This is a genomic window from Micromonospora sp. CNZ297 (assembly GCF_007827625.1).
Genome location: NZ_VISU01000003.1, coordinates 185,162 through 208,019 on the forward strand (window position 1 = coordinate 185,162; position 22,858 = coordinate 208,019).

Annotated in this window: 25 protein-coding genes; 13 read left to right on the forward strand and 12 right to left on the reverse strand. The window is 74.6% G+C overall.

Annotated features, from left to right (window positions below):
- The first annotated feature begins 23 nt into the window (after nt 1–23).
- The 4 genes from FB454_RS35310 to FB454_RS07150 all read left to right on the forward strand — a co-directional run bounded on the left by FB454_RS35310 (nt 24) and on the right by FB454_RS07150 (nt 3,582).
- Entirely contained in the window at nt 24–146 is a 123-nt protein-coding gene (locus FB454_RS35310) for a hypothetical protein (protein ID WP_013285408.1), read from the forward strand.
- Nucleotides 147–213: 67 nt separating this feature from the next.
- Nucleotides 214–1,845, forward strand: a complete 1,632-nt coding sequence (locus tag FB454_RS07140; RefSeq protein WP_013285407.1) for a RecQ family ATP-dependent DNA helicase — start codon at nt 214–216, stop codon at nt 1,843–1,845.
- A gap of 63 nt (nt 1,846–1,908) precedes the next feature.
- Nucleotides 1,909–2,412 (forward strand): hypothetical protein, encoded by a 504-nt coding sequence (locus tag FB454_RS07145; protein ID WP_013285406.1) that lies wholly within the window; start codon nt 1,909–1,911, stop codon nt 2,410–2,412.
- Between the two features lie 126 nt (nt 2,413–2,538).
- Complete coding sequence (locus tag FB454_RS07150; RefSeq protein WP_013285405.1) at nt 2,539–3,582, forward strand: AraC-like ligand-binding domain-containing protein; 1,044 nt, start codon at nt 2,539–2,541, stop codon at nt 3,580–3,582.
- Nucleotides 3,583–3,759: 177 nt separating this feature from the next.
- Here FB454_RS07150 and FB454_RS07155 read toward each other — a convergent pair whose 3' ends face one another.
- The 8 genes from FB454_RS07155 to FB454_RS07190 are packed head-to-tail and all read right to left on the reverse strand — an operon-like array spanning nt 3,760 to nt 12,462.
- Nucleotides 3,760–4,749, reverse strand: a complete 990-nt coding sequence (locus FB454_RS07155; RefSeq protein ID WP_145822681.1) for a DNA topoisomerase IB — start codon at nt 4,747–4,749, stop codon at nt 3,760–3,762.
- The gene (locus tag FB454_RS07160; protein WP_013285403.1) at nt 4,733–5,692 is read right to left on the reverse strand and encodes a glycosyltransferase family 9 protein; all 960 of its coding nucleotides are present in this window, start codon (nt 5,690–5,692) and stop codon (nt 4,733–4,735) included. Before FB454_RS07160 ends, FB454_RS07155 begins: the two co-directional genes overlap by 17 nt.
- Nucleotides 5,689–6,390: an SDR family oxidoreductase gene (locus FB454_RS07165; RefSeq protein WP_013285402.1), complete on the reverse strand. Its 702-nt coding sequence runs from the start codon at nt 6,388–6,390 to the stop codon at nt 5,689–5,691. The genes FB454_RS07160 and FB454_RS07165 overlap by 4 nt, the downstream gene beginning before the upstream one ends.
- Before the next feature lie 55 nt (nt 6,391–6,445).
- Complete coding sequence (locus tag FB454_RS07170) at nt 6,446–7,936, reverse strand: PfkB family carbohydrate kinase (protein WP_145822682.1); 1,491 nt, start codon at nt 7,934–7,936, stop codon at nt 6,446–6,448.
- Nucleotides 7,933–8,625, reverse strand: a complete 693-nt coding sequence (locus tag FB454_RS07175; protein ID WP_013474834.1) for a D-sedoheptulose-7-phosphate isomerase — start codon at nt 8,623–8,625, stop codon at nt 7,933–7,935. The genes FB454_RS07170 and FB454_RS07175 overlap by 4 nt, the downstream gene beginning before the upstream one ends.
- On the reverse strand, nt 8,625–9,842 hold the full coding sequence (locus FB454_RS07180) for a glycosyltransferase (protein ID WP_145822683.1): 1,218 nt from the start codon (nt 9,840–9,842) through the stop codon (nt 8,625–8,627). Before FB454_RS07180 ends, FB454_RS07175 begins: the two co-directional genes overlap by 1 nt.
- Nucleotides 9,827–10,801 (reverse strand): glycosyltransferase, encoded by a 975-nt coding sequence (locus FB454_RS07185; protein WP_013474832.1) that lies wholly within the window; start codon nt 10,799–10,801, stop codon nt 9,827–9,829. The genes FB454_RS07180 and FB454_RS07185 overlap by 16 nt, the downstream gene beginning before the upstream one ends.
- On the reverse strand, nt 10,798–12,462 hold the full coding sequence (locus FB454_RS07190; RefSeq protein ID WP_030270325.1) for an HAD-IIIA family hydrolase: 1,665 nt from the start codon (nt 12,460–12,462) through the stop codon (nt 10,798–10,800). The genes FB454_RS07185 and FB454_RS07190 overlap by 4 nt, the downstream gene beginning before the upstream one ends.
- Nucleotides 12,463–12,644: 182 nt before the next feature.
- Here FB454_RS07190 and FB454_RS07195 point away from each other — a divergent pair, with 182 nt between their 5' ends.
- On the forward strand, nt 12,645–13,091 hold the full coding sequence (locus tag FB454_RS07195) for an SRPBCC family protein (RefSeq protein ID WP_013285396.1): 447 nt from the start codon (nt 12,645–12,647) through the stop codon (nt 13,089–13,091).
- A 90-nt stretch (nt 13,092–13,181) separates the two neighbouring features.
- Entirely contained in the window at nt 13,182–13,949 is a 768-nt protein-coding gene (locus FB454_RS07200) for a polyprenol monophosphomannose synthase (protein WP_013285395.1), read from the forward strand.
- A 450-nt stretch (nt 13,950–14,399) separates the two neighbouring features.
- Here FB454_RS07200 and FB454_RS07205 read toward each other — a convergent pair whose 3' ends face one another.
- The gene (locus FB454_RS07205) at nt 14,400–15,992 is read right to left on the reverse strand and encodes a phytoene desaturase family protein (protein WP_013285394.1); all 1,593 of its coding nucleotides are present in this window, start codon (nt 15,990–15,992) and stop codon (nt 14,400–14,402) included.
- A gap of 72 nt (nt 15,993–16,064) precedes the next feature.
- Between FB454_RS07205 and FB454_RS07210 the strand changes: the two genes are divergently transcribed.
- Nucleotides 16,065–17,498 carry an aldehyde dehydrogenase family protein gene (locus tag FB454_RS07210; RefSeq protein ID WP_013285393.1) on the forward strand — a complete coding sequence of 478 codons (1,434 nt, stop codon included), beginning with the start codon at nt 16,065–16,067 and terminating at the stop codon, nt 17,496–17,498.
- 60 nt (nt 17,499–17,558) lie between these two features.
- Here the strand turns inward: FB454_RS07210 and FB454_RS07215 are convergent, their stop codons facing one another.
- Nucleotides 17,559–17,963 (reverse strand): ChaB family protein, encoded by a 405-nt coding sequence (locus FB454_RS07215; RefSeq protein ID WP_013285392.1) that lies wholly within the window; start codon nt 17,961–17,963, stop codon nt 17,559–17,561.
- Between the two features lie 141 nt (nt 17,964–18,104).
- On the opposite strand from FB454_RS07215, the gene FB454_RS07220 reads away from it, so the two are divergent.
- The 5 genes from FB454_RS07220 to FB454_RS07240 all read left to right on the forward strand — a co-directional run bounded on the left by FB454_RS07220 (nt 18,105) and on the right by FB454_RS07240 (nt 20,872).
- Nucleotides 18,105–19,136: a YihY/virulence factor BrkB family protein gene (locus FB454_RS07220; protein ID WP_145822684.1), complete on the forward strand. Its 1,032-nt coding sequence runs from the start codon at nt 18,105–18,107 to the stop codon at nt 19,134–19,136.
- A 57-nt stretch (nt 19,137–19,193) separates the two neighbouring features.
- On the forward strand, nt 19,194–19,610 hold the full coding sequence (locus FB454_RS07225; protein WP_013285390.1) for a DUF2795 domain-containing protein: 417 nt from the start codon (nt 19,194–19,196) through the stop codon (nt 19,608–19,610).
- Between the two features lie 58 nt (nt 19,611–19,668).
- Nucleotides 19,669–20,130, forward strand: coding sequence for an SRPBCC family protein (locus tag FB454_RS07230; protein ID WP_013285389.1), 462 nt, complete (start codon nt 19,669–19,671; stop codon nt 20,128–20,130).
- Nucleotides 20,131–20,231: 101 nt separating this feature from the next.
- Entirely contained in the window at nt 20,232–20,495 is a 264-nt protein-coding gene (locus FB454_RS07235; RefSeq protein ID WP_030270328.1) for a hypothetical protein, read from the forward strand.
- Nucleotides 20,496–20,659: 164 nt separating this feature from the next.
- Entirely contained in the window at nt 20,660–20,872 is a 213-nt protein-coding gene (locus FB454_RS07240; protein WP_013285387.1) for a hypothetical protein, read from the forward strand.
- 1 nt (nt 20,873) lies between these two features.
- Here FB454_RS07240 and FB454_RS07245 read toward each other — a convergent pair whose 3' ends face one another.
- Nucleotides 20,874–21,320 carry a hypothetical protein gene (locus FB454_RS07245; RefSeq protein ID WP_013285386.1) on the reverse strand — a complete coding sequence of 149 codons (447 nt, stop codon included), beginning with the start codon at nt 21,318–21,320 and terminating at the stop codon, nt 20,874–20,876.
- A gap of 163 nt (nt 21,321–21,483) precedes the next feature.
- On the opposite strand from FB454_RS07245, the gene FB454_RS07250 reads away from it, so the two are divergent.
- Entirely contained in the window at nt 21,484–21,849 is a 366-nt protein-coding gene (locus FB454_RS07250) for a DUF6401 family natural product biosynthesis protein (protein WP_186461544.1), read from the forward strand.
- Nucleotides 21,850–21,909: 60 nt separating this feature from the next.
- On the opposite strand, the gene FB454_RS07255 is transcribed toward FB454_RS07250, so the two are convergent.
- Entirely contained in the window at nt 21,910–22,770 is an 861-nt protein-coding gene (locus tag FB454_RS07255) for a mechanosensitive ion channel family protein (protein ID WP_013285384.1), read from the reverse strand.
- Nucleotides 22,771–22,858: the final 88 nt, after the last annotated feature.

A 22,858-nucleotide genomic window follows, 5' to 3' on the forward strand; every position in this document is an offset into this window, starting at 1 on the left:
ACCTCGCGTGGGAGAGTTCCCACATGTCCGCTCTGCCGCTCGCCGACGCCACCAGCGCCGCCGACATCCCCGGCGTACGCCTGCTCGGCCTGGTGGTCGGCGGCCTGTTCCTGCTGATCGCGATCCGGGCCATGTTCCGCCGCTGATCCGCGCCGGGCGGTGAGCGGCGGTGCCGGTTTCGCGCGGGATCGCCGGGGGTAGCTGAGGCGCTTGATGAAACTGACCACGCACTCCTCCAGCCTGCGCCGGGCGGCGCGGAACCTGTTCGGCTGGACCGCGCTGCGGCCCAACCAGCTCGCCGCCATGCGCGCCGTGATGAAGCGCCGTGACGCCCTGGTGGTGCTGCCCACCGGCGCCGGCAAGTCGGCGATCTACCAGATCCCGGCCAGCCTGATCCCCGGCCCGACTGTGGTGATCTCCCCCCTGCTGGCGTTGCAGCAGGACCAGATCGCCGCGCTCAACGAACGGCAGCGCCCGGAGCTGCGCGCGGTGCGGATCAGCTCGGACGAGAGCGCCGCCCAGCAGGCCGAGGCGATCGAGGACATCCGCGCCGGGCGCGCGGAGTTCCTGTTCATCACGCCGGAGGCGCTGAGCAACCCGGACCGGCTCGCCGAGGTCCGCGAGCTGAAGCCGGCGCTGGTGGCGATCGACGAGGCGCACTGCATCTCCGCGTGGGGCCACGACTTCCGGCCGGACTACCTGGCGCTCGGTCACCTGATCGACGGCCTGGGCCGCCCGCCGGTGGTGGCGCTCACCGCGACCGCCTCCCCGCCGGTACGCGACGACATCATCGCCCGGCTGCGGCTGCGCGAGCCGGAGGTGGTGGTCTCCGGGCTGGACCGGCCCAACCTCTTCCTGGAGGTGGCCCACTGCCCGACCGACGACTACCGGTGGCGGCGGCTGATCGCGCTGCTGCGCGACGACGAGCGGCCCGGAATCATCTACGTGCCGACCCGGCGGGCGGCCGAGGAACTGGCCGAGCGGCTCACCGGCGCCGGTTTCCCGGCCGAGTTCTACCACGGCGGCATGCCCACCGCGGCCCGGCACGAGCTGCACGAGGCGTTCCTCGCCGACCGGGTGCCGATCATGGTGGCCACGTCGGCGTTCGGCATGGGCATCGACAAGCCGAACATCGCCTGGGTGGTGCACATGGCGCTGCCCGACTCGCCGGACAGCTACTTCCAGGAGATCGGCCGGGCCGGGCGCGACGGCTCGCCGGCCCGGGTGCTGCTGCTGTGGCGCGCCGAGGACGTCGGCCTCCAGCGTTACTTCAGCGGCGGTCTGCCGGACGAGAAGGAACTGACCGAACTCGCCGCGGTGCTGCGCGGCAAGGCCCGCAACCGCAAGGAGCTGCGCGAGCTGACCGGTCTCGGTCCGCGCAAGCTGGGGCAGTACCTCTCCCTGCTGGAGCAGGTCGGCGCCGCCGAGCCACGGGCCAAGCAGCGCATCGGCGCACCCCGGTACGCCCCGGCGGCCGCCGACTCCGGCCGCGCCGCGCTGGCCGAGGCGGAACGGCAGCAGACGGTGACCCGGTCGCGTACCGACATGATGCGCGCCTTCGCCGAGACCACCGGCTGCCGGGGGCAGGCCCTGCTGGCGTACTTCGGTGAGCAGATGCACGAGGTCTGCGGGCACTGCGACAACTGCCACGCGGGCACCAGTGTGGCGGGTGACGGCGCGGTCGGCCCGTTCCCGGTGCACAGCCAGGTACGCCACCCGGAGTGGGGCGCCGGTCTGGTGCTCAGCTACGAGGAGGACCGGATGACGGTGCTCTTCGACGAGGTGGGCTACAAGACGCTGTCCGTGCGCGTGGTGTCCGAACAGGGCCTGCTGGAGCTGGACTAGCCTGACCCGGGCGCCGCGGGGGCGCCCGTCGACAACGACGACCACGGCGAAAGGGGCCTGATCGTGATCGAGCAGCCGGCGTACACCCGGTTCGGCGTCTCCGACGAGGAGTGGGGACTGCTTGTGGGGCTGCCGCAGTCGGTGCTCACCGCGGCGGCCGCCGCCGAGTCCGACGGCACCCGTCGCACCATGGCCGAGAACGCCGCCGGGCTGGAGACCATCGCCGCCGGCCGGGAGTCGGCCAGCCCGCTGGTCGCCGCGGTGGCCGGTGAGGTCGTCGACCGGGTGGGCGACCCGGAGACCGGCGCGGAGCTGCCGGTGATCACGCCGCAGGACCCGAAGGCGATGATCGAGGACGTGCTGGCCCGGGCCGGGCAGGCGTCCGCGCTGCTCGCCGCGCGGGTGGACGAGGGGCAGGCCGGGGCGTACCGGCACTGGCTGGTGGACATCGCCGAGCAGGTGGTGGGCGCGGCCTCCACCGGCGGCATCCTGGGCCTCGGCGGCGACGCGGTGACTGACTCCGAGCGCCGTTTCCGCGACCGGCTGTCCCAGGTGCTGAACGACTGAACGGACTCCTAACAGAGGTTTCCCCGGTCCGTCAATGACGGACGTCACGGCCCCACGGGTGTCGCTTTTCGGCCCCGTGGGGCGTCCTGTTTGTGCAGGGCGTGACGAACACGGGGAGTCGTTTCTATGGACGGGAAGCTGCACCGGCAGGTCCTCGACACGCAGGCGCTGCCGCCGCGGGAGCGGTTCGGCATGTGGCTGGACATGATGGCGAGCACCCCGACGCCGCTGCGGGTGCGCACCGCGCACGCCGACGACTTCGTCGCCCGGGCCGAGTTCGTCGACCTGGGCCGGATGCAGCTCATCCGCTACCGCTACCCGTCGGTGGACTGCGTGCGCACCTCGAAACTGATCCAGCGCTCCGACCCCGACTACTACCTGCTGGCGCTGACGCTCAGCGGCACCAGCCAGGCCGACCAGGAGGGGCAGCGCGCCCGGTGCCGCCCCGGCGACCTCACCTTCTACGACTGCTCCCGCCCGCACGAGGTCAGTCACCACGCCGACCCCGCGGGGTCCGCGTACGCCCACTCGATCGTGGCCCTGATGCCGTACGACGCGCTGCCGTTGCCGCCCCGCCGGCTCGCTCCCCTGTTCGCCGGCCGGATGTCCGGCTCCGAGGGCGTCGGCGGGCTGGTCGCCGACTTCCTCATCCGGATCACCGCGAACCCCGAGCAGTACCACGCGGCCGACGCGGAGCGGCTCGGCGCCGTCGGTCTCGACCTGGTCGCCACGCTGCTGGGCCGCAACCTCGTCTCCGAGGACGAGATGCCCACCGAGGTCCGGCGCCGGGCCCTCCAGGCCCAGGTACGCGCGTACGTGCGCCAGCACCTCGGCGACGCCACGCTCGACCCGGGCGCGATCGCCGACGCGCACCACATCTCGGTGCGCTCGCTGCACCGGCTCTTCGAGGACGAGGAGACCACAGTTGCCGCGTACATCAGGGACGAGCGGCTGGCCCGGTGCCGCCGCGACCTCGCCGACCCGGCGCTGAGCGACCGCTCGATCCAGGTCATCGCCGCCCGCTGGGGCTTCCGGGACAAGGCGCACTTCAGCCGGGTCTTCCGGACCACGCAGGGCGAGACGCCGCAGGAGTACCGGGCCCGTCACCTGGAATCGGCACGGATCGTCAACAGCACGGCATCCGCCGTCAACCTGTCCCGTACATACTGAAACCCGGGCCTGTACCGCTCGCGGTGGGCCCGCGGATATCGGGGGGCCGGGCGCGGCGTCCGCGGCGGTCCCGGCCGCGGGCGGCCCCGCCCGGTGATGTTTCCCGGGACCGCACCGGCGGCCGAGATTTCCGGCCCCGTCGCGCTTCCCCCCAGGACCGACGGGGCCGGTCGGCGGTCAGCCGGCCTCCTCCTCCAGCAACGCCAGCACCGACTTCTCCACCGCCTCGCGCGGCATCTCCGGCTGCACCGGCGCCAGCACCCCGTCGTGGTAGAGGTCGACCACGCGCGGGTCCACGTACGAGGTCCGGGCCACAGTCGGGGTGTTGCCGAGCAGTTCGGCCACCGAACGCATCACCCCCGCCACGGCGCGCCTGCGGGCGGTGGCGGAGCGCTGCGGACCCACAGTGGCCAGTTCGGCTGCGGCCAGCACCGTCGCGTGCCAGGTACGGAAGTCCTTCGCGGTCATCTCGCCGCCGCTGGCGTCGCGCAGGTAGTCGTTCACCTCGTCGCTGCGCACGTCGCGCCAGGAGCGGCCGTCCCAGTAGCCGAACAGCCGTTCCTGGGCGCGCCGGCGACGGCGCAGGTTGAGCAGCACCCGGCACAGTTCGGCGTCCTCGATCCGGCGGACCTGGTCGATGCCGCCCTTGGCCGGGAACTCGAACACCACGCACCCGCCCCGGGAGCGGGCGTGCTCGGGGCGCAGCGTGGACACGCCGAACGTCGGGTCGTCGCCGGTGGCGTACTGGTCGCTGCCGACCCGGAACGCGCCCATGTCGAGCAGCCGGGCGACGGTGGCCAGCACCCGTTCGCGGCGCAGGCCGCGCAGCGCCAGGTCGTGCGTGACCCGGTCGCGCAGCACGGGCAGCCGGTGCGCCACCTCCAGCACGTGGTCGAACTTGGCCTCGTCGCGCTTGCGCCGCCAGCCCGGGTGGTAGAGGTACTGCTTGCGGCCCGCCGCGTCGATGCCGGTGGCCTGGATGTGGCCGTTCGGGTACGGCGAGATCCACACGTCCCGCCAGGCGGGCGGGATCACCAGCTCGCGCAGCCGGGCCAGTTCCTCGCCCTCGCGAACCGGTTCGCCGGCCGGGTCGAGGAACAGCCAGCCCTTGCCGCGCCGCCGGCGGGCGTACCCCGGCCGGCCCGGATCGCTACGCCGCAACCGCACCGGAGACCCGTTCCACGTCTGCCACCGCAGCCACCACCTCGTCGATCCCGATGGCATCCAATGTCGGGTGGGTTCCTACCCCGCCCGACCCGGTCGAATCCGGGTTGACGGGCGTGGGCTCGATCGCACCCAGCGCCCGGTGCCGGGGCCGGTCCGGCGGCGGGCCCCAGTGCGCCGCCGGCACCGGGCCGAACAGCACCACCGACGCGGTGCCGTAGCCGGTGGCGAGGTGCGCCACGCCGGTGTCCCCGCTGACCACCAGCCGCGCGCCCGCGACGAGCGCGGCCATCTCGGCCAGTCCGGTCCGGCCGGCCAGCACCGCCTCCGGCGGCAGCCCGGCGTCGCGGGCGACCCGCTCGGCCAGCGCCCGCTCGTCCGGCGAGCCGGTGACCGCCACCCGGTGCCCGCGCGCGGCCAGCTCCCGGGCCAGCCCGGCGAACCGGTCCGCCGGCCAGCGCTTCGCCGGGATCTTGCCGCCCGGGTGCAGCAGCGTCACCCCGGCCGGTACGCCGGTCAGCGCCGGACGCCGCAGCGCCAGGTCCCCCGGGTCGGCCGGCAGCCCGTACGCGTGCAGCAGGCGGCACCAGCGGCGGACCTCGTGCTCGTCGTCGTCCCAGGCCGGGCCGTCCGGGTGCCCGGCGCCCGGGTTGCTGTGGGCGAGCAGCCGGCCGGGGCGTACGGCGGCCAGCGCCCGGTGCGACTGCGGCCCGCGGCCGTGCAGGTTGACCGCCACCTCGGGGGGCGGGCCGGTCCACGCGATCCGGTCCGGCCCGGCGGTGGGCAGCACCCGGTCGACCGCCCCGGTCAGCTCCGCCAGCGGCGCCAGCCAGCCCGGCGCGGCGAGCACCAGCTCCCGGCCCGGCAGGCCGGCGCGCAGGCCACGCAGCGCCGGCACGGCGGTGGCCAGGTCGCCGACCCCGAGCGCCCGCAGCACCAGGATCACGGGTACGAGGACTCCTGCGCGGCGCAGACCACCATCTCGCGTACCGCGCAGCCGGCCGGCTGGGACAGCGCGAACATGACGGCGGCGGCGGTGTCGGCCGGCTCGTTGAGCACCGCGTCCGGGCCGGGGCGGTACTGCGCGTCCCGCTCGTCGAAGAACGCGGTCCGCATCCCGCCCGGGATCAGCAGCGTCACGCCGACAGCGCCGGCGAGTTCCGCGGCGAGCGCCCGGGTGAAGCCCACCACCCCGAACTTCGCCGCGCAGTACGCTGTCGCGTCGCTGACCGCCTTCACCCCGAGCGTGGAGGCCACAGTGACGATGCTGCCCCGGGACGCCTCCAGCCAGGGCAGCGCGGCCCGGATCACCGCGGCGGTGGCGAGCAGGTCCACTGTGACGATCCGCTCCCAGGTCTCGGCCGGGATGTCGGCCAGCTTCCCGGGCACGTCCATCCCGGCGGCGGTGACCACGGCGTCCAGCCCGCCGGAGCGTTCCGCGAGGTCGCGGGTGGCGGCCTCGGCGGCGCGGGTGTCGGCCAGGTCGCACTCGACCCAGGGCACCCCGTCGGCGGGGCGCTGCCGGTCCAGCACCAGCGGGCGCCCGCCGGCGCGGGCCACCGCGGCGACCACCGCCGCGCCGAGCCCGCTGGAGCCGCCGGTGACCAGGACGGTCGGCCCGGCTCCGGGCGCGCCGGCGCTCACGCCGCCACCGTCGGACCGGCGGGCGCGACCGCGCCGGGTCGGATGCGTCGCTCGTTCATCGTGCTCCCTTCGCCGTGGACCGGACCTGCGCGACGGCCTCGGCCGGGTCGCCCGACGCGGCCGGCCAGCCGCCGCTGCCCCGCCCGGCCCGCGCCGCCGCGATCATGTCGGTGGTCGAGCGCCCGTCGAGGTACGGCACGACCACCGTGTGACCGCCCCAGCGGGCCAGGATCTCCGTCTCGGGCAAGGTCTCCGGGCCGCCGCCGCTGGCGTAGTCGCCGCCCTTGACCCAGATGTCCGGGCGCAGCCAGGACAGCGCCGCCTCCGGTGTCGGCTCGTCGAAGATCAGCACCGCGTCGACGCAGCCGAGCGCGGCGAGCAGCCGCCCCCTGTCGCCCTGCGGCACGACCGGGCGCTCCGGACCCTTGAGCCCCGCCACGCTGGCGTCGGAGTTGAGGCAGACCACCAGGCAGTCGCCGAGCTGCCGGGCCGCCTGGAGCGTCGCCACGTGCCCGGCGTGCAGCAGGTCGAAGCAGCCGCCGGTGGCGACCACCGTTCCGCCGGCCGCACGTACCCGCGCCACCACCTCGCCGGCCGCCCCGGCGCCGATCCGGTCCCCGCCGCCGGTGACCACCGCCGGGGCGACCGCCCGCACCGGCGCGGGCAGCGCGGCGGCGACACCGCCGCCGGCCACGTACGCCGACGCCTCGGTGACCGCCTCCTGCACCGCCTCGGACACGAGCGCGCCCCGGGCCAGGGCCAGCGTCGCGGTGGACGCGAACCGGTCGCCGGCCCCGCAGGTGTCCCCCTCGGCGGGCGGCGCCGGCACCACCAGGGGCGTGGACCCGGCGTGGCTGAGCAGCGCGCCGTCGCCGCCGAGCGTCACCGCCACCGCGCGCGCCTGCCAGCGGCGGCGCAAGGCGTGCGCGCTACGCGACGCGACGGCCAGGCGGGAGCCGCCCGGCGGCGTCTTGGCCAGCTCGCGGGCCTCCGGCTCGTTCGGGGTGGCCAGGTGCACCCCGGGTACGGCGGCCGGCCCGCGCGGATGCGGATCCCAGACCACAGGCGCCCGGGTTGCGGCCAGCGCCGCCCGCAGCGCCGGATGCCCGGCCACGCCCCGGCCGTAGTCGCTCACCAGCACGGCGGACGCGTCGGCGATCAGCCGCAGCACGGCGTCGCTGGGCTGACCGGGCGCACCGGCGCTCCCGCCCCGGTCGTGGCGCAGCAGCACCCGTCCGCGCGCCCGCAGCCGGATCTTCTCCGGGGTGGCGCCGGCCAGCGGAAGCGCGTACAACCGGACCCCGGCGGCGGCGAGCAACGTGCCCAGCCGGGCCCCGCCCGCGTCGTCGGCGACGGCGGTGACCAGCGCGACCTCGGCGCCCTGCGCGGCGGCGAAGACGGCGGCCAGCCCGGCGCCACCGGGCCGGTCGACGGATGCGGTCTCGTCCAGCACCGGCACCGGGGAGTCCGGGCAGAGCCGGTTCACCAGACCTTCGACGTCGCGGTCCAGCAGCGTGTCACCGAGCACCACCACCGGTCCCCTCATGCCGGGCCTCCCCGGCCGGCCGGCGCCGTCGGGTCCGGCTCGCCGACGACGACCTCGACACCCGCGCGTACCGGCCCGGCCGCCGGCTGAGCGGCGAGCGCGGCGGGCAGCGCCAGCTCGACGTACTCGCAGAGCACGTGCGAGGCCACCAGGTGCAGTTCCTGCACCACCTGACCGTCCGGCGAGTCGATCGCCAGATGCTCGTGGCAGAGGTCGGCGAGGGGGTTGGGTGCGGGTCCGGTGAAGGCCCAGCAGCGCAGGCCGGCCTGGTGTGCGGCGTGGGCGGCGGTGAGGAGGTTGGTGCTGGCGCCGCTGGTGGTCATGAGCAGGAGGTGGTCGTGGGGCCGGCCGTGGGCGCGGACCTGCCGGGCGAAGGTTTCGTCGTATCCGTAGTCGTTGGCGATGGCGGTGACGGCGCTGGTCTCGGCGTGCAGGGCGATGGCGGAGAGGGGTTGGCGGTCGTGGCGGAGTTTGCCGACGAGTTCGGCGGTGAGGTGCTGGGCTTCGGCGGCGCTGCCGCCGTTGCCCGCCACCAGCAACCGGCCACCGGCGGCGAGCCGCTGCGCCAGCTCCTCGCCCCATCGGGCCAGCATCTGCTCCGCCTCCCGCAGCGGCAGCAACGCGGCGGCCAGCAGGCTCAGGTGGTCCTCCAGCACCGTCGCGCCGGCGGCCGGCGTCCCGGCCGTCATCAGGCGACCACCCGGGTCGGGCGGCGCACGGTGGCCACCTCGCCGTACAGCTCGGTGAGGCGGTCCGCGGTGGTGGCCCAGGAGTAGCGGGTGCGTGCCCGCTCCAGCGCGGCGGTGGCGTAGGCGAAGCGGCGGATCCGGTCGCCGAGCAGACCCCGGATCGCCGCGCCGAGCGCCGCCGGCTCCCGGGGTGGCACCAGGTCGCCTGTGCGTCCGGCCACCACCGTGTCGATCAGCCCGCCGACAGCCGTCGCGACCACCGGTACGCCGCAGGCCATCGCCTCCAGCGGGGTGAGCCCGAACGGCTCGTACCAGGGGGCGGCCACGAGCACGTCGGCCGACCGGTACCAGCGGCCCATCTCCTCCCGGGGAACCGCGCCGACCAGCCGTACCCGGTCGGCGACGCCGAGCGAGTGGGACAGCGCGCGCAGGCGCAACGCGTACGGGTCGGTCTCCAGCAGCCCGGCCGGCGGCCCGCCGACGACGACGCACTCGGCATCCGGCACCTCGGCGACGGCCCGGATGACGTCCTGGAAGCCCTTGCGTTCGACCAGCCGGCCGACGGTGAGGACGCGGGCCCGGCCGCCGTCACGGTCGGCGACCGGGCCGAGCGGGGAGAACGTCGTGAGGTTCACCCCCGACGGCACGACAGTCATCCGGGACCGGGGCACGCCCATCCGGACCAGTTCGGCGACCTCGTCCTGGCACTGGGCGACCACCCGGTCCACCGAGCGGCCCAGCTTCCGCTCGTGCTCGACCCGGCCCGGCGGGCTGGTGTCCTGCACGCCCTGGTGGCGGCGCTTGACGGTGCCGAGCGCGTGGTACGTCTGTACCATCGGCACGCCCGCGCGGCGGGCCGCGGCGAGACCCGCCAGCCCGCTCATCCAGAAGTGCGCGTGCACCACCTCGGGCTGCCAGTCGCCGGTGCGCCACCGGTCGGCCAGCCACTGCCCGAACGACGGCATGTACGGCAGCAGGTCGTCCTTGGCCACCGGTTCGGCCGGCCCGGCCGGTACGTGCACCACCTCGTACCCGTCCGGGGTGCGGACGCTCACCGGCAGATCCACCGCGTCGAGGCGGGTGTAGACGCGCACGTCGTGACCGGCGGCCGCGAGCGCGGCGGAGAGCTCCGCGACATGCGTGTTCTGGCCACCGGCGTCCTCCCCGCCGAGGACGGCGAGCGGGCTGGCATGCTCCGAGATCATCGCGATGCGCATACTTCCTCCTCCAGCAGCCGGTCCCAGTCGGCGAGGAATCGATCCAGGCCGTAGCGGTCCCGGGCGGCGGCCCGGGCCACGGCGCCCGCCCGGCGGGCGGACTCCGGGTCGTCCAGCAGGCCACGGGCGGCGTCGACGAGCGTGTCGACGCGGGTGGACAGCGCGCCCGCGGCAGGCGGCACCGCCTCCACCGCCTCGGTCGTGGCCAGTGCCACCACGGGCATGCCCATGGTCATGGCCTCGACGAGGCTGAGGCCGAGTGAGGTCCAGCGGCACAGGTGCAGGTACGCGCGCCGTTTGGCGAGTTCGGCGTGCATGGCGTGCTGGGGTACGTCGTCGTGGCTGGTCAGCCGGTCCTCGGGCAGGCCGAGGTGGGCGGCGAGACCGTCCACCTTCATGCCGTAGACGTCCAGCGGCGCCAGCGCGGCGAACCGGGCGAGCAGGTCGGTGCCGGTGACCCGCCAGCGGCGTACCGGCTCGTTGATGACCACGGCGAGGCGGTCGAGTTCCCCGGTCCACTCGACGTTCGGCGGTACGACGCCGTGGTCGACGACTGTGGTCCTGGTCGCGCCGTTGTCCCAGAACAGCTCGTTGAACGCGGTGACGTGCGTGAGCAGCAGGTCGTCGCGGTCGGCCATCGGGTGCCGGGTGTTCGGCACGTCGCCTTTCGGGGTGTTGTGCTCGACGTAGATGGCCGGCACGTCCCGGCCCGGCCGGCGGCCGAGCCACTCCGCCGCCAGGTCGAGTTCCTCCGGGCGTTGCAGGATCACCAGGTCCACGTCGGTGTCGCGCAGGTCTTCGGGAGTGACCTCGACGGCGCTGTCCGGCCACGGGTAGGTGCGCGCCCGGCCCAGCCCGTACGGACCCCGGTCCGGCGTGACCGGCACCAGGTAGCGGTGTTTGCCGTGCACGAAGGAGGTCGTCCACGACCCGTGGACGTGCCACAGCAGGATGTTCATCCGGCCACCCCGCCCGCCACCGGCGCCGGCACGCCGAGCAGCCGCAACGCCTCCAGGACCCGTCCCGGCTCGACAGCCGACAGGCACGGGTGGCCGGGGACCGGGCAGACGGTGGCGCGGGTGTCCCGGCACGCCGCCCCCGCGTCACCGAGCCGCACCGTCGGCACCCGGTAGGGCCCCCACTGCCCGAACGGCACCGTCGGCGCGAACAGGCTCACCACCGGCACGCCGAGCGCGGCGGCCAGGTGCGCCGGGCCGGTGTTGCCCACCACCAGCGCCCCGGCGCCGGCGATGACCGCCGCCAGGTCGTCCAGCCCGGTCCGCCCGCCCAGGTCGACGCCGCCCGCCGCAGCGACGCGCGCGGTCAGCTCCCGCTCGTCCGGTCCGCCGGTGACCACGACCCGGTAGCCTGCGGCGCCGAGCACGCGGACCACGCGGGTGGCCAGTTCCTCCGGGCAGGCGCGGGTCTCCACCGACGATCCGGGGTGCAGGACCACGTAGCCGGGCTCGCCGGCGTCGGCCGCGCGCGGCGGAAGCCGGTCGGTGCGGATGCGCAGCGCCGGTTCGTCGTGGCCGGGCAGCGCGAAGCCGGCTGCGGCGGCGAGGGACAGGGCGCGTTCGGGTTCGGGCACGCCTGCCGGGACGCGGTGGCGGACGTCGAGCAGGCTGCCGGGGTAGTCGTCGCTGATGGCGCTGATCCGGGGTACCCCGGCCAGGCGCAGAAGCAGGGCCAGGGGCAGGGCGGACTGGTGGAAGGAGGTGAACACGACAGCCTCGTCGGCGCGTACCTCCGACAGCCGGTCGGTCAGCGCGCGCACGGCGCCGGGGTCGACGGGTGGGGCGGGCGCGTCGATCCACGGCAGCGGCGCCTCGATGATCTCGTCCACGCCTGGGAGCAGTTCGGCGGCGGCCCGGCCGCGTGGCCCGCACAGCAGCACCACCCGCTGCGCGCCGGCCGCGACCGCCCGGATGCCCGGACCGGTCACCAGCACGTCGCCCGCCGCGTCGCTGCGCACCACCAGCACCGTGTCCCGGCGTGACCGGCGCGCGGGCTGCGGCGCGGCCGTCAGGCGCATCCGGGCCAGCACGATGCCCACCGCGTCCGGCAGGTCGGCCGCGACAGTGGGCGCGGCAGCCACCTCGGCGGCCCGGGTGGCGGGCGTGGGCACCATGATCGCCGCGGCGCCGGCCGCGGCGGCGGCTGCCGTGTCCGCGCCGATGTCCCCGATCACCACGCAGCGGGTCGGCGTGGTCCCGAGCGCGGCCGCGGCCTCGTGCACGAGGCCGGGCGCGGGCTTGCGGCAGACGCACCCGTCGGCCTCGGCGTGCGGGCAGATCGCCCAGTGGTCGAAGGGCCCGAGCAGTTCCTCCACCCGGGCGTTGACCAGACGCAGGTCGTGCGCCGTGAAGCAGCCCCGGGCCAGGCCGGACTGGTTGGTGACCACCGCCAGCCGCAACCCGGCCGCCCGCAACCGGTCCAGCGCCTCCCGGGCGCCCGGCACCGGCCGGACCTTCTCCGGGTCGCCGTTGTACGGCACATCCTCCACCAGCGTGCCGTCCCGGTCCAGCAGGACCGCGTCGTACAGGCCGGACGGGAACCGGTCAGCACCCGGGTCAACCCGGGCTGACCTGCACTGATCCCGCTCGTGGTCCCGTCGCACGGGCGGCGGGTTCCCGAGGCCCCGAGGAGTAAACGTCGACGTCGGCGCCAGGCCGCCCCGCCGGTGCCGCACAGCCGGGTGCACGCCTGCCACGACCGGCCCGGTCCGGCGATACCCGCCGCCCCGGAGAAGCTAACCCGGATCGCCGTTAGCGACGGCCCGTGCCGGGGTACCGCTCGGTGATGGCGGTTGTGGAGAAGGTGATCGACGCGCCCCCGGAGCAGGTCTTCGAGGTGCTCGCGGACGGGTGGACGTACAGCGACTGGGTGGTGGGCACCGCGCACGTACGGGACGTGGACGACACGTGGCCGCGCGTCGGCAGCCGGCTGCACCACCGGGCCGGGCCGTGGCCGTTCTCGCTCCAGGACAAGTCGACGGTGCTGGAGTGCCAGTCGCCGCACCGGCTGGTGCTGCGCGCCGGGCTGTGGCCGGCCGGGGAGGCGATCGTGGCGTTCGCCCTGGAGCCGCTGGACGACGGCAGGACCCGGGTGACGATCGGCGAGGACTTCGCCGCCGGACCGCTGCGGTGGGTCCGGACCAAGCTCAACGACCTGGTGCTGCATCTTCGCAACCGGGAGACGCTGGCCCGGCTGTCCGACATCGCGACGAGGCAGAAGCCGGAGCGGTGATCGATCGGTGGCGGGGCGTCTGTGCGGCTGCCGCGCGAGGGACTGGCTACCCTCTCAGGTGAACCTGTCGGCTGACCGAGGATGTCCGTGATGATCGAACCCGTGCAGTTACCCTCCCCGTGGGGGGATGCGCGCCTGACCGTCGTCGTTCCGACCTACAACGAGGCGGGCAACCTCCCGGTGCTGGTCGAGCGCCTCCTCGCGCTGCCGCTGCCGGGGCTGAAGGTGCTGGTCGCCGACGACAACTCCCCGGACGGTACCGGCGAGGTCGCCGACAAGCTGGCCATCGAGCACCCGGACCGGGTGACGGTGCTGCACCGCCCGGGCAAGGAGGGTCTCGGCCGGGCGTACGTGGACGGCATCGGCCGGGCGCTCGACGACGGCGCGGACTTCGTCGCGCAGATGGACGCCGACCTGTCGCACCCGCCGGAGGCGCTGCCCGGCATGCTCGGCGCGCTGCTGTCCACCCAGGCTTCGGTGGTCATCGGCTCGCGCTACGTGCCCGGCGGTGAGCTGGACGAGAACTGGCCGCTGTACCGGCGCGCGCTCAGCGGCTGGGCGAACCTGTACGTGCACACGCTGCTGCGGGTACGCATCCGCGACCTGACCGCCGGCTTCAAGATCTGGCGGGCGGATGCGCTGCGCGCGATCGGGCTGGACCGGGTGCAGTCCAACGGCTACAGCTTCCAGGTGGAGATGCACTACCTCGCCACCAAGCTGGGCCACACGATCCTGGAGGTGCCGATCCGCTTCGAGGAGCGCCGCGACGGCGACTCGAAGATGACCACCGCCACGAAGATCGAGAGCGCGCTGATGCCGTTCAAGCTGCGCAGCCGGCACCGCAACCTCGACTCCTGACCCGCTCTCCCGCACGTCCACCGCGCCCTCACGCTGCGTCATTGTCACCGTGCGTGAGGGCGCGGTCGTCCCGCCACATTCCTCGTCGGCCCCTTTGCTCTGCAGCCATCGGCGCAGCACCGTCCTGAGCAGGGACGCTGTCCGGGACACCGTTTCGCCGGGCGCCCGCTGCGGACACGGTGGGTGACCGATGCGTATGCGGGTGCAGAGCAAAGGCGGTGGTGCGTTGATACCGCCGGGGCAGCGCCGAATACTCAGCGTGACGCGCCGTGCACGGCCGTCAGCCGTCGATTGCGCGGCGGCGATCAGCCGTCGGCGCAGCCGGCGGTCAGCCGACACCGCTTGAGCGCCTCGTCGCGAACAGCTCGCAGATCTTGGTAGGAAACGGCCCCCACAGGGGCACTTTCGTACCAAGATCTACGGCTGCTTCCGGGTGGAGGCGCGGTCGGGTCAGCGGTAGACGGTGCGGTGGGCGGCGGCGATCGTCCGGGCGTACACCGCGCCGGTGACGGCCCGGTCGCGGGCCAGCGCGGCCCGCGCCGCGTTCGCCCCCGGCGCGCCGTGGACGCCGCCGCCCGGGTGGGCGGAGGCGCTGGCCAGGTAGAGCCGGTCGACCGGGGTGTCGGCCCGGCCCAGGCCGGGGATCGGCCGCAGGAACAACTGCTGGTACGCCGCGGCAGTGCCGCCGCCCAGCGCTCCCCCGACCAGGCTCGGCTCGGCGGCCTCCAGGTCGGCCGGGCCGGCCACGTGGCGCCCGACGATCGACGCCCGGAAACCCGGCGCCGCCGCCTCCAGCACCTCCTCCATCCGCTCCACGTGCCCCGCCACCTCCTCGGCCCGCCAGTTCCGGCGGAACGGCAGGTGGGTGTAGGACCAGAGCGACTCGGTGCCGGGCGGTGAGTGACTCGGGTCGGCTACCGACATCTGCCCCACCAGCAGGAACGGATCCCGTGGCAGCTCGCCGCGGGCCAGCTCGGCCGCGTACGTGGTGAGGCCGTCGAGGTCGGCGCCCAGGTGCACGGTGCCGGCGCCGGCCAGGTCGCGGTTCTTCCACGGCACCGGCGCGGACAGCGCCCAGTCGACCTTGAGCGTGGAGCCGTCCCACTTGAAGTGCGCCAGGTCCTCGACCATCCGGGGCGGCAGCGCCGCCGCGCCGACCAGGTCGAGGAAGAGCGCAGGCGCTGGTACGTCGGCGAGCACGGCGCGGCGGGCCCGCCAGTCGGTGCCGCCTGCGGTGCGTACGCCCATCGCCCGGCCCCGGGCGGTGAGCACCCGCTCGACCCGGGCGCCGTACGTGATCCGCCCGCCCCGCTCGACCAGCCGCGCCACCAGCGCGTCGGTGATCTTCTGGGCGCCGCCCACCGGCACCGGCCAGCCCACCTGCTGGCCGAGCATGGCGAGCAGCCAGCCGTACACGCCGGAGCCGGCCTCCTCCGGGGACAGGTCGGTGTGCAGGGCGCATCCGGCCAGCAGCACAGTGCCGCCCTCGCCCTCGAACAGCTCCGCGCCGAGCTTGCGGACCGGGAGCACGAGGCGGCGGGCGAGCCGGAGCGCGCCGCCGACCCGGAGCTGCCGCAGCAGGCCCAGTCCGCCGCGTACCGGCGGGAACGGGGTGGTGATCGTCTGCAACATCGGCTCGGAGACCTGGCACCAGTCGGCGTACGCGTGCCGCCAGCGCTCCCCGTCGCCGGGCGCGAACGCCTCCAGCGAGGCGGCGGTGGCGTCCAGGTCGCGGTTGACCACTGCGGCCCGGCCGTCCGGTAGCAGGTGCGCCAGCACGTCCGGCGCGTGCGTCCAGGACAGGCCGTGCCGTTCCAGGCCCAGCCCGTCGAGCACCGGGGAGGCGTAGCCGAGCGGGTAGAAGGAGCTGTAGAGGTCGCTGAGGTAACCGGGCGCGGTCACGTACGCGGAGCGGACGGCCCCGCCGGGCGCCTCGGTGGCCTCCAGGACCTCGACGTCCCAGCCGGCGTCCACCAGCAGGTTCGCGGCCACCAGCCCGTTGTGCCCGGCCCCGATGACGACGGCGTCTGCGGTGGAGGTCATCCGATCCGCCTACCCGGCCGGTCACCGGGCGAAACGCGTTTGCCCAGCCCATGCCGGGGCAAGCACGGCCGCATGTACACGGTTGCGCAGCTCATTGGTGGAGTGTGGGGCGCCGGCGGCGAGGGCGGCGAGCTGGTCGTCCACGATCCGGCGGACGGGTCGCCGGTGACGCGGACGCCGGTCGCGACGGCCGACGAGGTGGCCAAGGCGGTGGAGGCGGCCCGGGGCGTGGCGGCGGAGTGGGCCGCGACCGCGCCCGCGGACCGGGCCGCGGCGCTGCACCGGGCGGCGGATGCCGTCGAGGCGGCGGCCGACGAGTTGGCCGAGGCGACCACGGCGGAGATGGGCAAGCCGCTCGACGACGCGCGGGGCGGGGTGGCGGCGGGCGTCGGCACGCTGCGACAGTACGCCGAGCTGGCCCCGCTACGGGGCGGCCGGACGCTGCACGGCGCGCACGGCGCGCTGGACTTCATGGCTCCCGAGCCGCGCGGCGTGGTCGCCGCGATCACCCCGTGGAACGACCCGGTGGCGGTGTCCTGCGGCCTGCTCGGCGCGGCGCTGGTCACCGGCAACGTGGTGGTCTACAAGCCGAGCGAGCGGACCCCTGCCACCGGCTGGCTGCTCGCCCGCGCGCTGGACTCGGCGTTGCCGGCCGGGGTGCTGTCGCTGATCACCGGCGGCGGCGAGGTGGGCGCCGCGCTGGCCGGGCAGGAGCTGGACGTCATCGCGCACGTCGGTTCCACTGCGACCGGCCGGGTGATCGCCGCCGCGGGCGCGCGTACCGGGGCGAAGGTGCTGCTGGAGAACGGCGGCAGCGATCCGCTCGTGGTGGACGCGGACGTCGACCCGATCTGGGCGGCCGAACAGGCGGCGCTCGGCTGCTTCGCCAACGCCGGTCAGATCTGCGTGGCGGTGGAGCGGATCTACGTGCACCGCGACGTCGCCGAGGGCTTCCTGGACGCGCTCGTGGCGCGCGCCGAGGCGCTCACAGTGGGCCCCGGCCGTGACCCGGGCACACAGCTCGCGCCACTCGTGGACCGGCGGCACCGGGACCACGTGCACGGGCAGGTGACCGCCGCGCTCGCCGACGGTGCCCGGGTACGCGCCGGCGGTGTGCTGCCGGACGGACCGGGCGCGTTCTACCCGGCCACCGTGGTCGAGGGCTGCCGCCACGACATGGCGCTGGTCCGGGAGGAGACGTTCGGGCCGGTAGCCCCGGTGGTGGTGGTCGACTCGTTCAGCGAAGGGCTGCGGTGCGCGGCCGACTCCCCGTACGGGCTGGCCGCCACCGTGCTGACCGGCTCGATGAGCCACGCCCAGCGCGCCTGGCGGGAACTGCCGGTCGGCACCGTGAAGATCAATTCGGTGTTCGGCGGGGCGCCGGGTGGCGCGGCCCAGCCGCGCCGGGGCAGTGGCCAGGGCTTCGGGTACGGCCCGGAGCTGCTGGACGAGTTCAGCACCGTCAAGGCGGTGCACCTGGAGGCGCCGGGCGGCGGCCACTGGTGAGACGGCACAGAGCGAGCCCGGGACCGCCTCGGTCCCGGGCTCGACGCGTACCCCCAGGGGTCAGCGACCCCCGCGGGCCTTGCGGGTCGCGTTGTTGTTGGCCTTCTCGATCGCCGTGACCAGTTCCGGCTTGGTCATCCGGGACCGGCCACGCACGTCCAGTTTCTTCGCCACCTCCATGAGGTGGTCCTTGGTGGCGTTGGCGTCCACCCCGCCGGCCGTCGGCGCGCGCCGGGCCGGGCCGCCGCCTTCGGCCTGCTTGTCGCTGGGCCCCTTGCGGCCCTTGGGCTCCCAGTGGTCGCCCACCTTCTCGAACTCGTGCTTGACCGCGGCGAAGGCGGTGCGGTGCGCCCGCTCCCCCTCGCCGTACGTCTCGACCGCCGAGTCGTGCGTCTTCTCCCAGGTCCGCTGCGCCTTCGCCGGGGAGCGCCGCAGCGTGCTGGGCAGTACCTCGCGCCCGGGCATCTCGTCCTCCTTCTGGAGTCTCGATCGGGTGTCTGGTGTGGTTCCCTCCCGCCCGGCGGGCAAACCGGCACCCGGTTTGTCGATTTCCCCCCGGGGGTACCGCCCGGCCACGCCCGGTGGCGGGGCCTGGAGGAGGCGGACATGACCGTGACGACACCACAGACGGTCGACGGCCGGACGCGGTCCCGTCTCCCCCGCCGGATCCGCCAGCTCAACTGGCGCACCTGGCGCGGCGTGCTGGTACGCAGCGGCAAGGGCTTCGTCACTGACAACTGCGCGGACTGGGCCGCGGCGCTCACCTACTACGGCGTGCTGGCCCTGTTCCCGTCCACGATCGTGGTGGTCGCGCTGGTCGGCCTGGTCTCCGACGGCCCGCGCACCGTCGACACCGTGATCGACCTGGCCTGGGAGATCGGCGCCGGCTCGGTGGTCGGCAACGACGCGTTCGTGGGCGTGGTGCGCAACGTGGTCGAGCAGCAGGGCTCGGCGAAGGTGCTGCTCAGCTTCGGTCTGCTCGGCGCCCTCTGGTCCGCGTCCGGGTTCATCGGCGCGTTCACCCGCGCCTCCAACGCGATCTACGGGGTACGGGAGGGACGGCCGTTCTACCGGCTGCGCCCGTTGCAGATCGGCATGGCCGCGGTGACGATCGTGCTGCTGGCGGTGGTGGCCACCGGGCTGATCGTCAGCGGCCCGGTCACCGACGCGGTGGGTGACCTGCTGCACGCCGGGGCGGTGGCCCGCACGACATGGTCGGTGGCGAAGTGGCCGCTGCTCGCCGTGGTCGCGATGACGCTGCTGTCGCTGCTGTTCTGGATCGCGCCGAACGTCCGCCAGCCGCGGTTCCGCTGGCTCACCCCGGGCGGCGCGCTGGCGCTCGTGGCCTGGGTGCTCGCCTCCTTCGGCTTCGGCCTGTACGTGGCGAACTTCGGCTCGTACGACGTCACGTACGGCAGTCTCGGCGCGGTCATCGCGTTCCTGGTGTGGCTCTACCTGTCCAACTGCGCGCTGATGCTCGGCGTGCAGGTGAACGCCGAGCTGCAACGCGGGCGGGCGATGCAGGCGGGGGTCGAGGAGCCGGACGACCCGGTGCTGCCGCCGCGCTCCCCGGCCGACGAGGACAAGGCAGAGAAGGCGGACGGGGAGAAGACGGCCGACCGGTTGCCGCCCGGATGACCGGCTCTCCCGGCCCGCGCCGGTTTACCGGCGATCCCCCGGGGCATCTCCCAAGGCATGGAACGTGGCAGCAGCAAGCACTCGCCCAGGGTCGACGACCAGATGAGCAGCGAGGTCAGCGGTCTCGTCCAGAGCACCGGGACCGGCGGTTCGCGGGCCGAGGAGTTCCGGATCCCCGAGCCGGCCGGCGAGGACCAGCCGGAGGCCACCACGGCGCCCGCCGGGGAGCTGCGCAGCGGCACGCCGCAGGGCATGAGCTCCGAGGACGTCGAGGCGCGCAGCCGGCTGGGACGGTTCATCACCATGACCGCCCTGCCCGGTGACCGGGAGGCGCTGCTGGCAAACGCGCGGGAGAACGAGGCGCCGACGGACATCGTCGCCGCCCTGGAGACCCTGCCCGCGGGGGCCCACTACCAGACGATCTCCGAGGTGTGGGCCGCACTCGGGCACAGGAACGAGACGACGCGCTGGTGAGCGGGCCGGCCCACGGCCCGTACGAGACACACACCGGCGGAAGAGGAGGAACCCCGACATGAGTGGCGTTACCGAGCACGTGGACGTGGACGTCCCGATCCGGACCGCGTACGACCAGTGGACCCAGTTCGAGGAGTTCCCGCACTTCATGGACGGCGTGCAGGAGGTGCGGCAGCTCTCCGACACGATGACCCACTGGACCGTCGAGATCGCGGGCGTGAAGCGCGAGTTCGACGCCGAGATCACCGAGCAGCTGCCGGACGAGCGGGTGGCCTGGCGCTCCACCGGGGGCACCCAGCAGGCGGGCGTGGTGACCTTCCACCGCCTCGACGAGGGGCACACCCGGGTCACGCTCCAGATGGAGTTCGAGCCGCACGGCGTGGTCGAGCAGGCCGGCGACAAGCTGGGCGTGGTCGACCGGCGCGCCAAGGGCGACCTGGAGCGGTTCAAGCAGTTCATCGAGCGGCGCGGTCAGGAGACCGGCGCCTGGCGCGGCGCTGTCGACCGCCCCACCCCCTGAGCCACCTCCCCCGTACCCGAGTTTCGATGGCCGCCGGCGGTGCCGGCGGCCATCGCCGTGTCCGGCCGTTTGCGATCATCCGGTCCGGGTACCGCAGGGGAATGACCGACAACGACCGCCACGTGTGGCGCGACGAGGACCGCACTCCCCTGCACGAGCTGGACCAGGCCATCGCCCGGTCGGCCACGGACGGCCAGGGCGACGACGTCACCGCCAACGACGCCGGCGAGGAGGCCGCGTTCGGGCACGGCCCGGAGGCGGTGGACCGGGGCGCCGGCCCGGAGGCCGAGCGGCGGGAGATGACCGATGCGGACCGGGCCTACCGGCCGTCGACGATCGGGCGGACCGGCCCCGACAGCATGTGATCCGCCGGCGGCTGCGGCACCCGTGCCGATGCCCGCAGCCGCCGGATTCATGCTCGGCCGAAACGACAAAAAGTGCGGTACGGACGGCCGGGAAAACGGACAGCCCATCTAGAATCGGCCGAACGGCTGACGGCACTCCCCCTGATGCGCGCAAGACTTTCGGGATGCAACAGGGCTCCGGTTTCCTCTCCAACCGTCAGCGCAAGCTCGCGTGGCTGGGCTTCCTGCTCGCCGCGCTCCAGGCTCCGGTCTCCGCCCGGTTCACCGAGGACAGCTCCTGGCTGTTCAGCCTGGTGGTGGCGCTGATGGTCGCGACCGTGATCATCGCCGACGACGGCGCCCGCCGCCGCCCGGCCGACGCCCGCTCCTCCGACTGAGTCAGCGCGTGCCGGGGCGCGCCTCGTGCCCCGGCATCCCCCGGCTGCGGCGGCGCTCCTTCATCTCCGCCTCGTAGAGGTGCCGCCGGCCCTCGACCAGCTCGTCGCGGGCCTGCCGGTCCAGCTCCCGGAAGAGCGCGTAGTACCCGTCGTCGAAGTCCTCGACGATCTGGAACGTCCACCGCCCGGCGATGACGTTGCGGCCGAGCAGTTCCCTGTCGATCCGCTCGGCGAGCGCCGGGTGACCGGCGGCGCGGAACATCTCCACCGCGTCGTCGAGCATCAGGTCGGCGTGGCCGATGAGCTGGTGCAGCTCGTACAGGTGGCCGCGGGCCCGCTCGACGCACTCCAGGGCCTCGCTGAGCTTGCCCAGCGCCTCGACCGTGGCGTCACTCACTCCCTCCGGGCGCCGGTGTGCCCGGTCCGGTCCGTCGGCCCGCTGTCCCATCGTGTCCCTCCGTGACCCCGGTCGCGTGGTCTGCGTACCGGACTTCTGCCCCCGCACGGGCGACTCAATCCCGCCGGACGACGAGACCGCTCCCCCGGACGACCCGGGCATCCCCCGCTCGGCCGAGGCCGGCCCGCGGCGGGCGGCGTTAGCCTCGGACACCATGCGCGTGCCGAACAACCGGGTCGCGACCCGCCGCTCCGCGGCCGTGGCCGCGCGGACGACCCTCACCTCGCTGACCGCCACCGTCGGCACCGCCGGCCTCGCCGCGGCCCACGCGAACCCCGGGCTGCTCGCCGAGGTCGACCAGCACGCCGCCGGGGTACGCGACAGCCTCGACGGCGACCGCCGGCCACTGACGGTGGCGGCGCTCGCCGGGTACGTCGAAGGGCTGCGCGACGCGGCGGCCGAGTACGGCTGGACGCCGCCGGCCGAGCCGGTGGACTGGTCCGCGCCGGACTGGACGCTCACCCGCCTGCTCGCGGTCTGCCTGCTGGCCCGCGGGCTGGACCCGCGCCACCTGGCCTGACCCGGACACGGCTACGGGGCGCCCGCGATCGCCCCGCGGACACCCCGTCACCCGTTGCCGTCAGCCGTTCGGCCGGCGGAACTGCTGTGTCTCGTCCCCTGCCTCGCCGGAGCGGTACGTGCCCGCGCCCGACATGGACGACTGCGGCGCCGCCGGTGCCGGTTGCCCGCCCCGGTCGGCCATCCGCCGCTCGTAGTCGCCGCGGCCGGCCTGCTGCGCCTGCCGCTGCTGCCGGATCGCCCGGGACTCCTCGGCGGCCCGGTGCAGCCAGCCGTCCCAGCGGTCCTGCATCGGCTTGACCAGACCACCACCGACACCGACGATCAGGATGCCGGCCACGGTGGCGAGGAACGCCACGAGCACCGGCGTGGTCACCGTGGTGGCGATGCCCACCTGGTTCAGCGCGGCGATGATGCCGAGCGCCAGGATGAAGATCGCCGTCACGTCGGCCAGCACCCGGCCGTACGAGAGCCCACCCAGCGCGCCGGAGACCAGGTCCCGGACGGCGTTGGCGATGGCGGCGGCGATCACCACGATCACGATCGCCACGAAGGCCCGCGGCAGCCAGGACACCACCCCGCGGATCAGGTCGCTGATCGCGTTCGGTCCCCACACCCCGAAGGCGAACTGCAGGGTGAACAGCAGGACCGCGTAGTAGGCCAGTTTGGCCAGGATGTCGCTGGCGTCGTACTTGGTGCGTTCCAGGGCCCGTTTGACGCCGCCGCGTTCGACGGCGCGGTCGAATCCCACCCGTTCCAGTGCCGCGTCCACGATTTTGAGGACGGCTCGGGCGATGAGCCAACCCACGACGAGGATCGCGATGAACGCGATCGCCCGCGGTACGAAGAGCAGCACCGACCTCCAGAAGTCGGTCCAGGCCGCACTGATGTCGACCTGTCCGACCGCGAGGGTTTTCGGCATGATGTCCCTCCTGTCGCGTGAACTGCGCCGCCCGCATACCCGGTGACCTGGGCAGCACGCCGAGCCGGACCGGGGCAATTTCCCGACA

Bases quoted from the DNA above. Each gene is read 5' to 3' on its own strand.
- FB454_RS07215 (WP_013285392.1), bottom strand. From the start codon at position 17,963: ATGCCCGGGCGCGAGGTACTGCCCAGCACGCTGCGGCGCTCCCCGGCG.
- FB454_RS07180 (WP_145822683.1), bottom strand. From the start codon at position 9,842: ATGCGCATCGCGATGATCTCGGAGCATGCCAGCCCGCTCGCCGTCCTC.
- FB454_RS07230 (WP_013285389.1), top strand. From the start codon at position 19,669: ATGAGTGGCGTTACCGAGCACGTGGACGTGGACGTCCCGATCCGGACC.
- FB454_RS07175 (WP_013474834.1), bottom strand. From the start codon at position 8,625: ATGACGGCCGGGACGCCGGCCGCCGGCGCGACGGTGCTGGAGGACCAC.
- FB454_RS07220 (WP_145822684.1), top strand. From the start codon at position 18,105: ATGACCGTGACGACACCACAGACGGTCGACGGCCGGACGCGGTCCCGT.
- FB454_RS07195 (WP_013285396.1), top strand. From the start codon at position 12,645: ATGGCGGTTGTGGAGAAGGTGATCGACGCGCCCCCGGAGCAGGTCTTC.
- FB454_RS07245 (WP_013285386.1), bottom strand. From the start codon at position 21,320: ATGGGACAGCGGGCCGACGGACCGGACCGGGCACACCGGCGCCCGGAG.
- FB454_RS07255 (WP_013285384.1), bottom strand. From the start codon at position 22,770: ATGCCGAAAACCCTCGCGGTCGGACAGGTCGACATCAGTGCGGCCTGG.
- FB454_RS07150 (WP_013285405.1), top strand. From the start codon at position 2,539: ATGGACGGGAAGCTGCACCGGCAGGTCCTCGACACGCAGGCGCTGCCG.
- FB454_RS35310 (WP_013285408.1), top strand. From the start codon at position 24: ATGTCCGCTCTGCCGCTCGCCGACGCCACCAGCGCCGCCGACATCCCC.
- FB454_RS07240 (WP_013285387.1), top strand. From the start codon at position 20,660: ATGCAACAGGGCTCCGGTTTCCTCTCCAACCGTCAGCGCAAGCTCGCG.
- FB454_RS07170 (WP_145822682.1), bottom strand. From the start codon at position 7,936: ATGAGGGGACCGGTGGTGGTGCTCGGTGACACGCTGCTGGACCGCGAC.
- FB454_RS07225 (WP_013285390.1), top strand. From the start codon at position 19,194: ATGGAACGTGGCAGCAGCAAGCACTCGCCCAGGGTCGACGACCAGATG.
- FB454_RS07250 (WP_186461544.1), top strand. From the start codon at position 21,484: ATGCGCGTGCCGAACAACCGGGTCGCGACCCGCCGCTCCGCGGCCGTG.
- FB454_RS07140 (WP_013285407.1), top strand. From the start codon at position 214: ATGAAACTGACCACGCACTCCTCCAGCCTGCGCCGGGCGGCGCGGAAC.
- FB454_RS07200 (WP_013285395.1), top strand. From the start codon at position 13,182: ATGATCGAACCCGTGCAGTTACCCTCCCCGTGGGGGGATGCGCGCCTG.
- FB454_RS07185 (WP_013474832.1), bottom strand. From the start codon at position 10,801: ATGAACATCCTGCTGTGGCACGTCCACGGGTCGTGGACGACCTCCTTC.
- FB454_RS07210 (WP_013285393.1), top strand. From the start codon at position 16,065: ATGTACACGGTTGCGCAGCTCATTGGTGGAGTGTGGGGCGCCGGCGGC.
- FB454_RS07205 (WP_013285394.1), bottom strand. From the start codon at position 15,992: ATGACCTCCACCGCAGACGCCGTCGTCATCGGGGCCGGGCACAACGGG.
- FB454_RS07235 (WP_030270328.1), top strand. From the start codon at position 20,232: ATGACCGACAACGACCGCCACGTGTGGCGCGACGAGGACCGCACTCCC.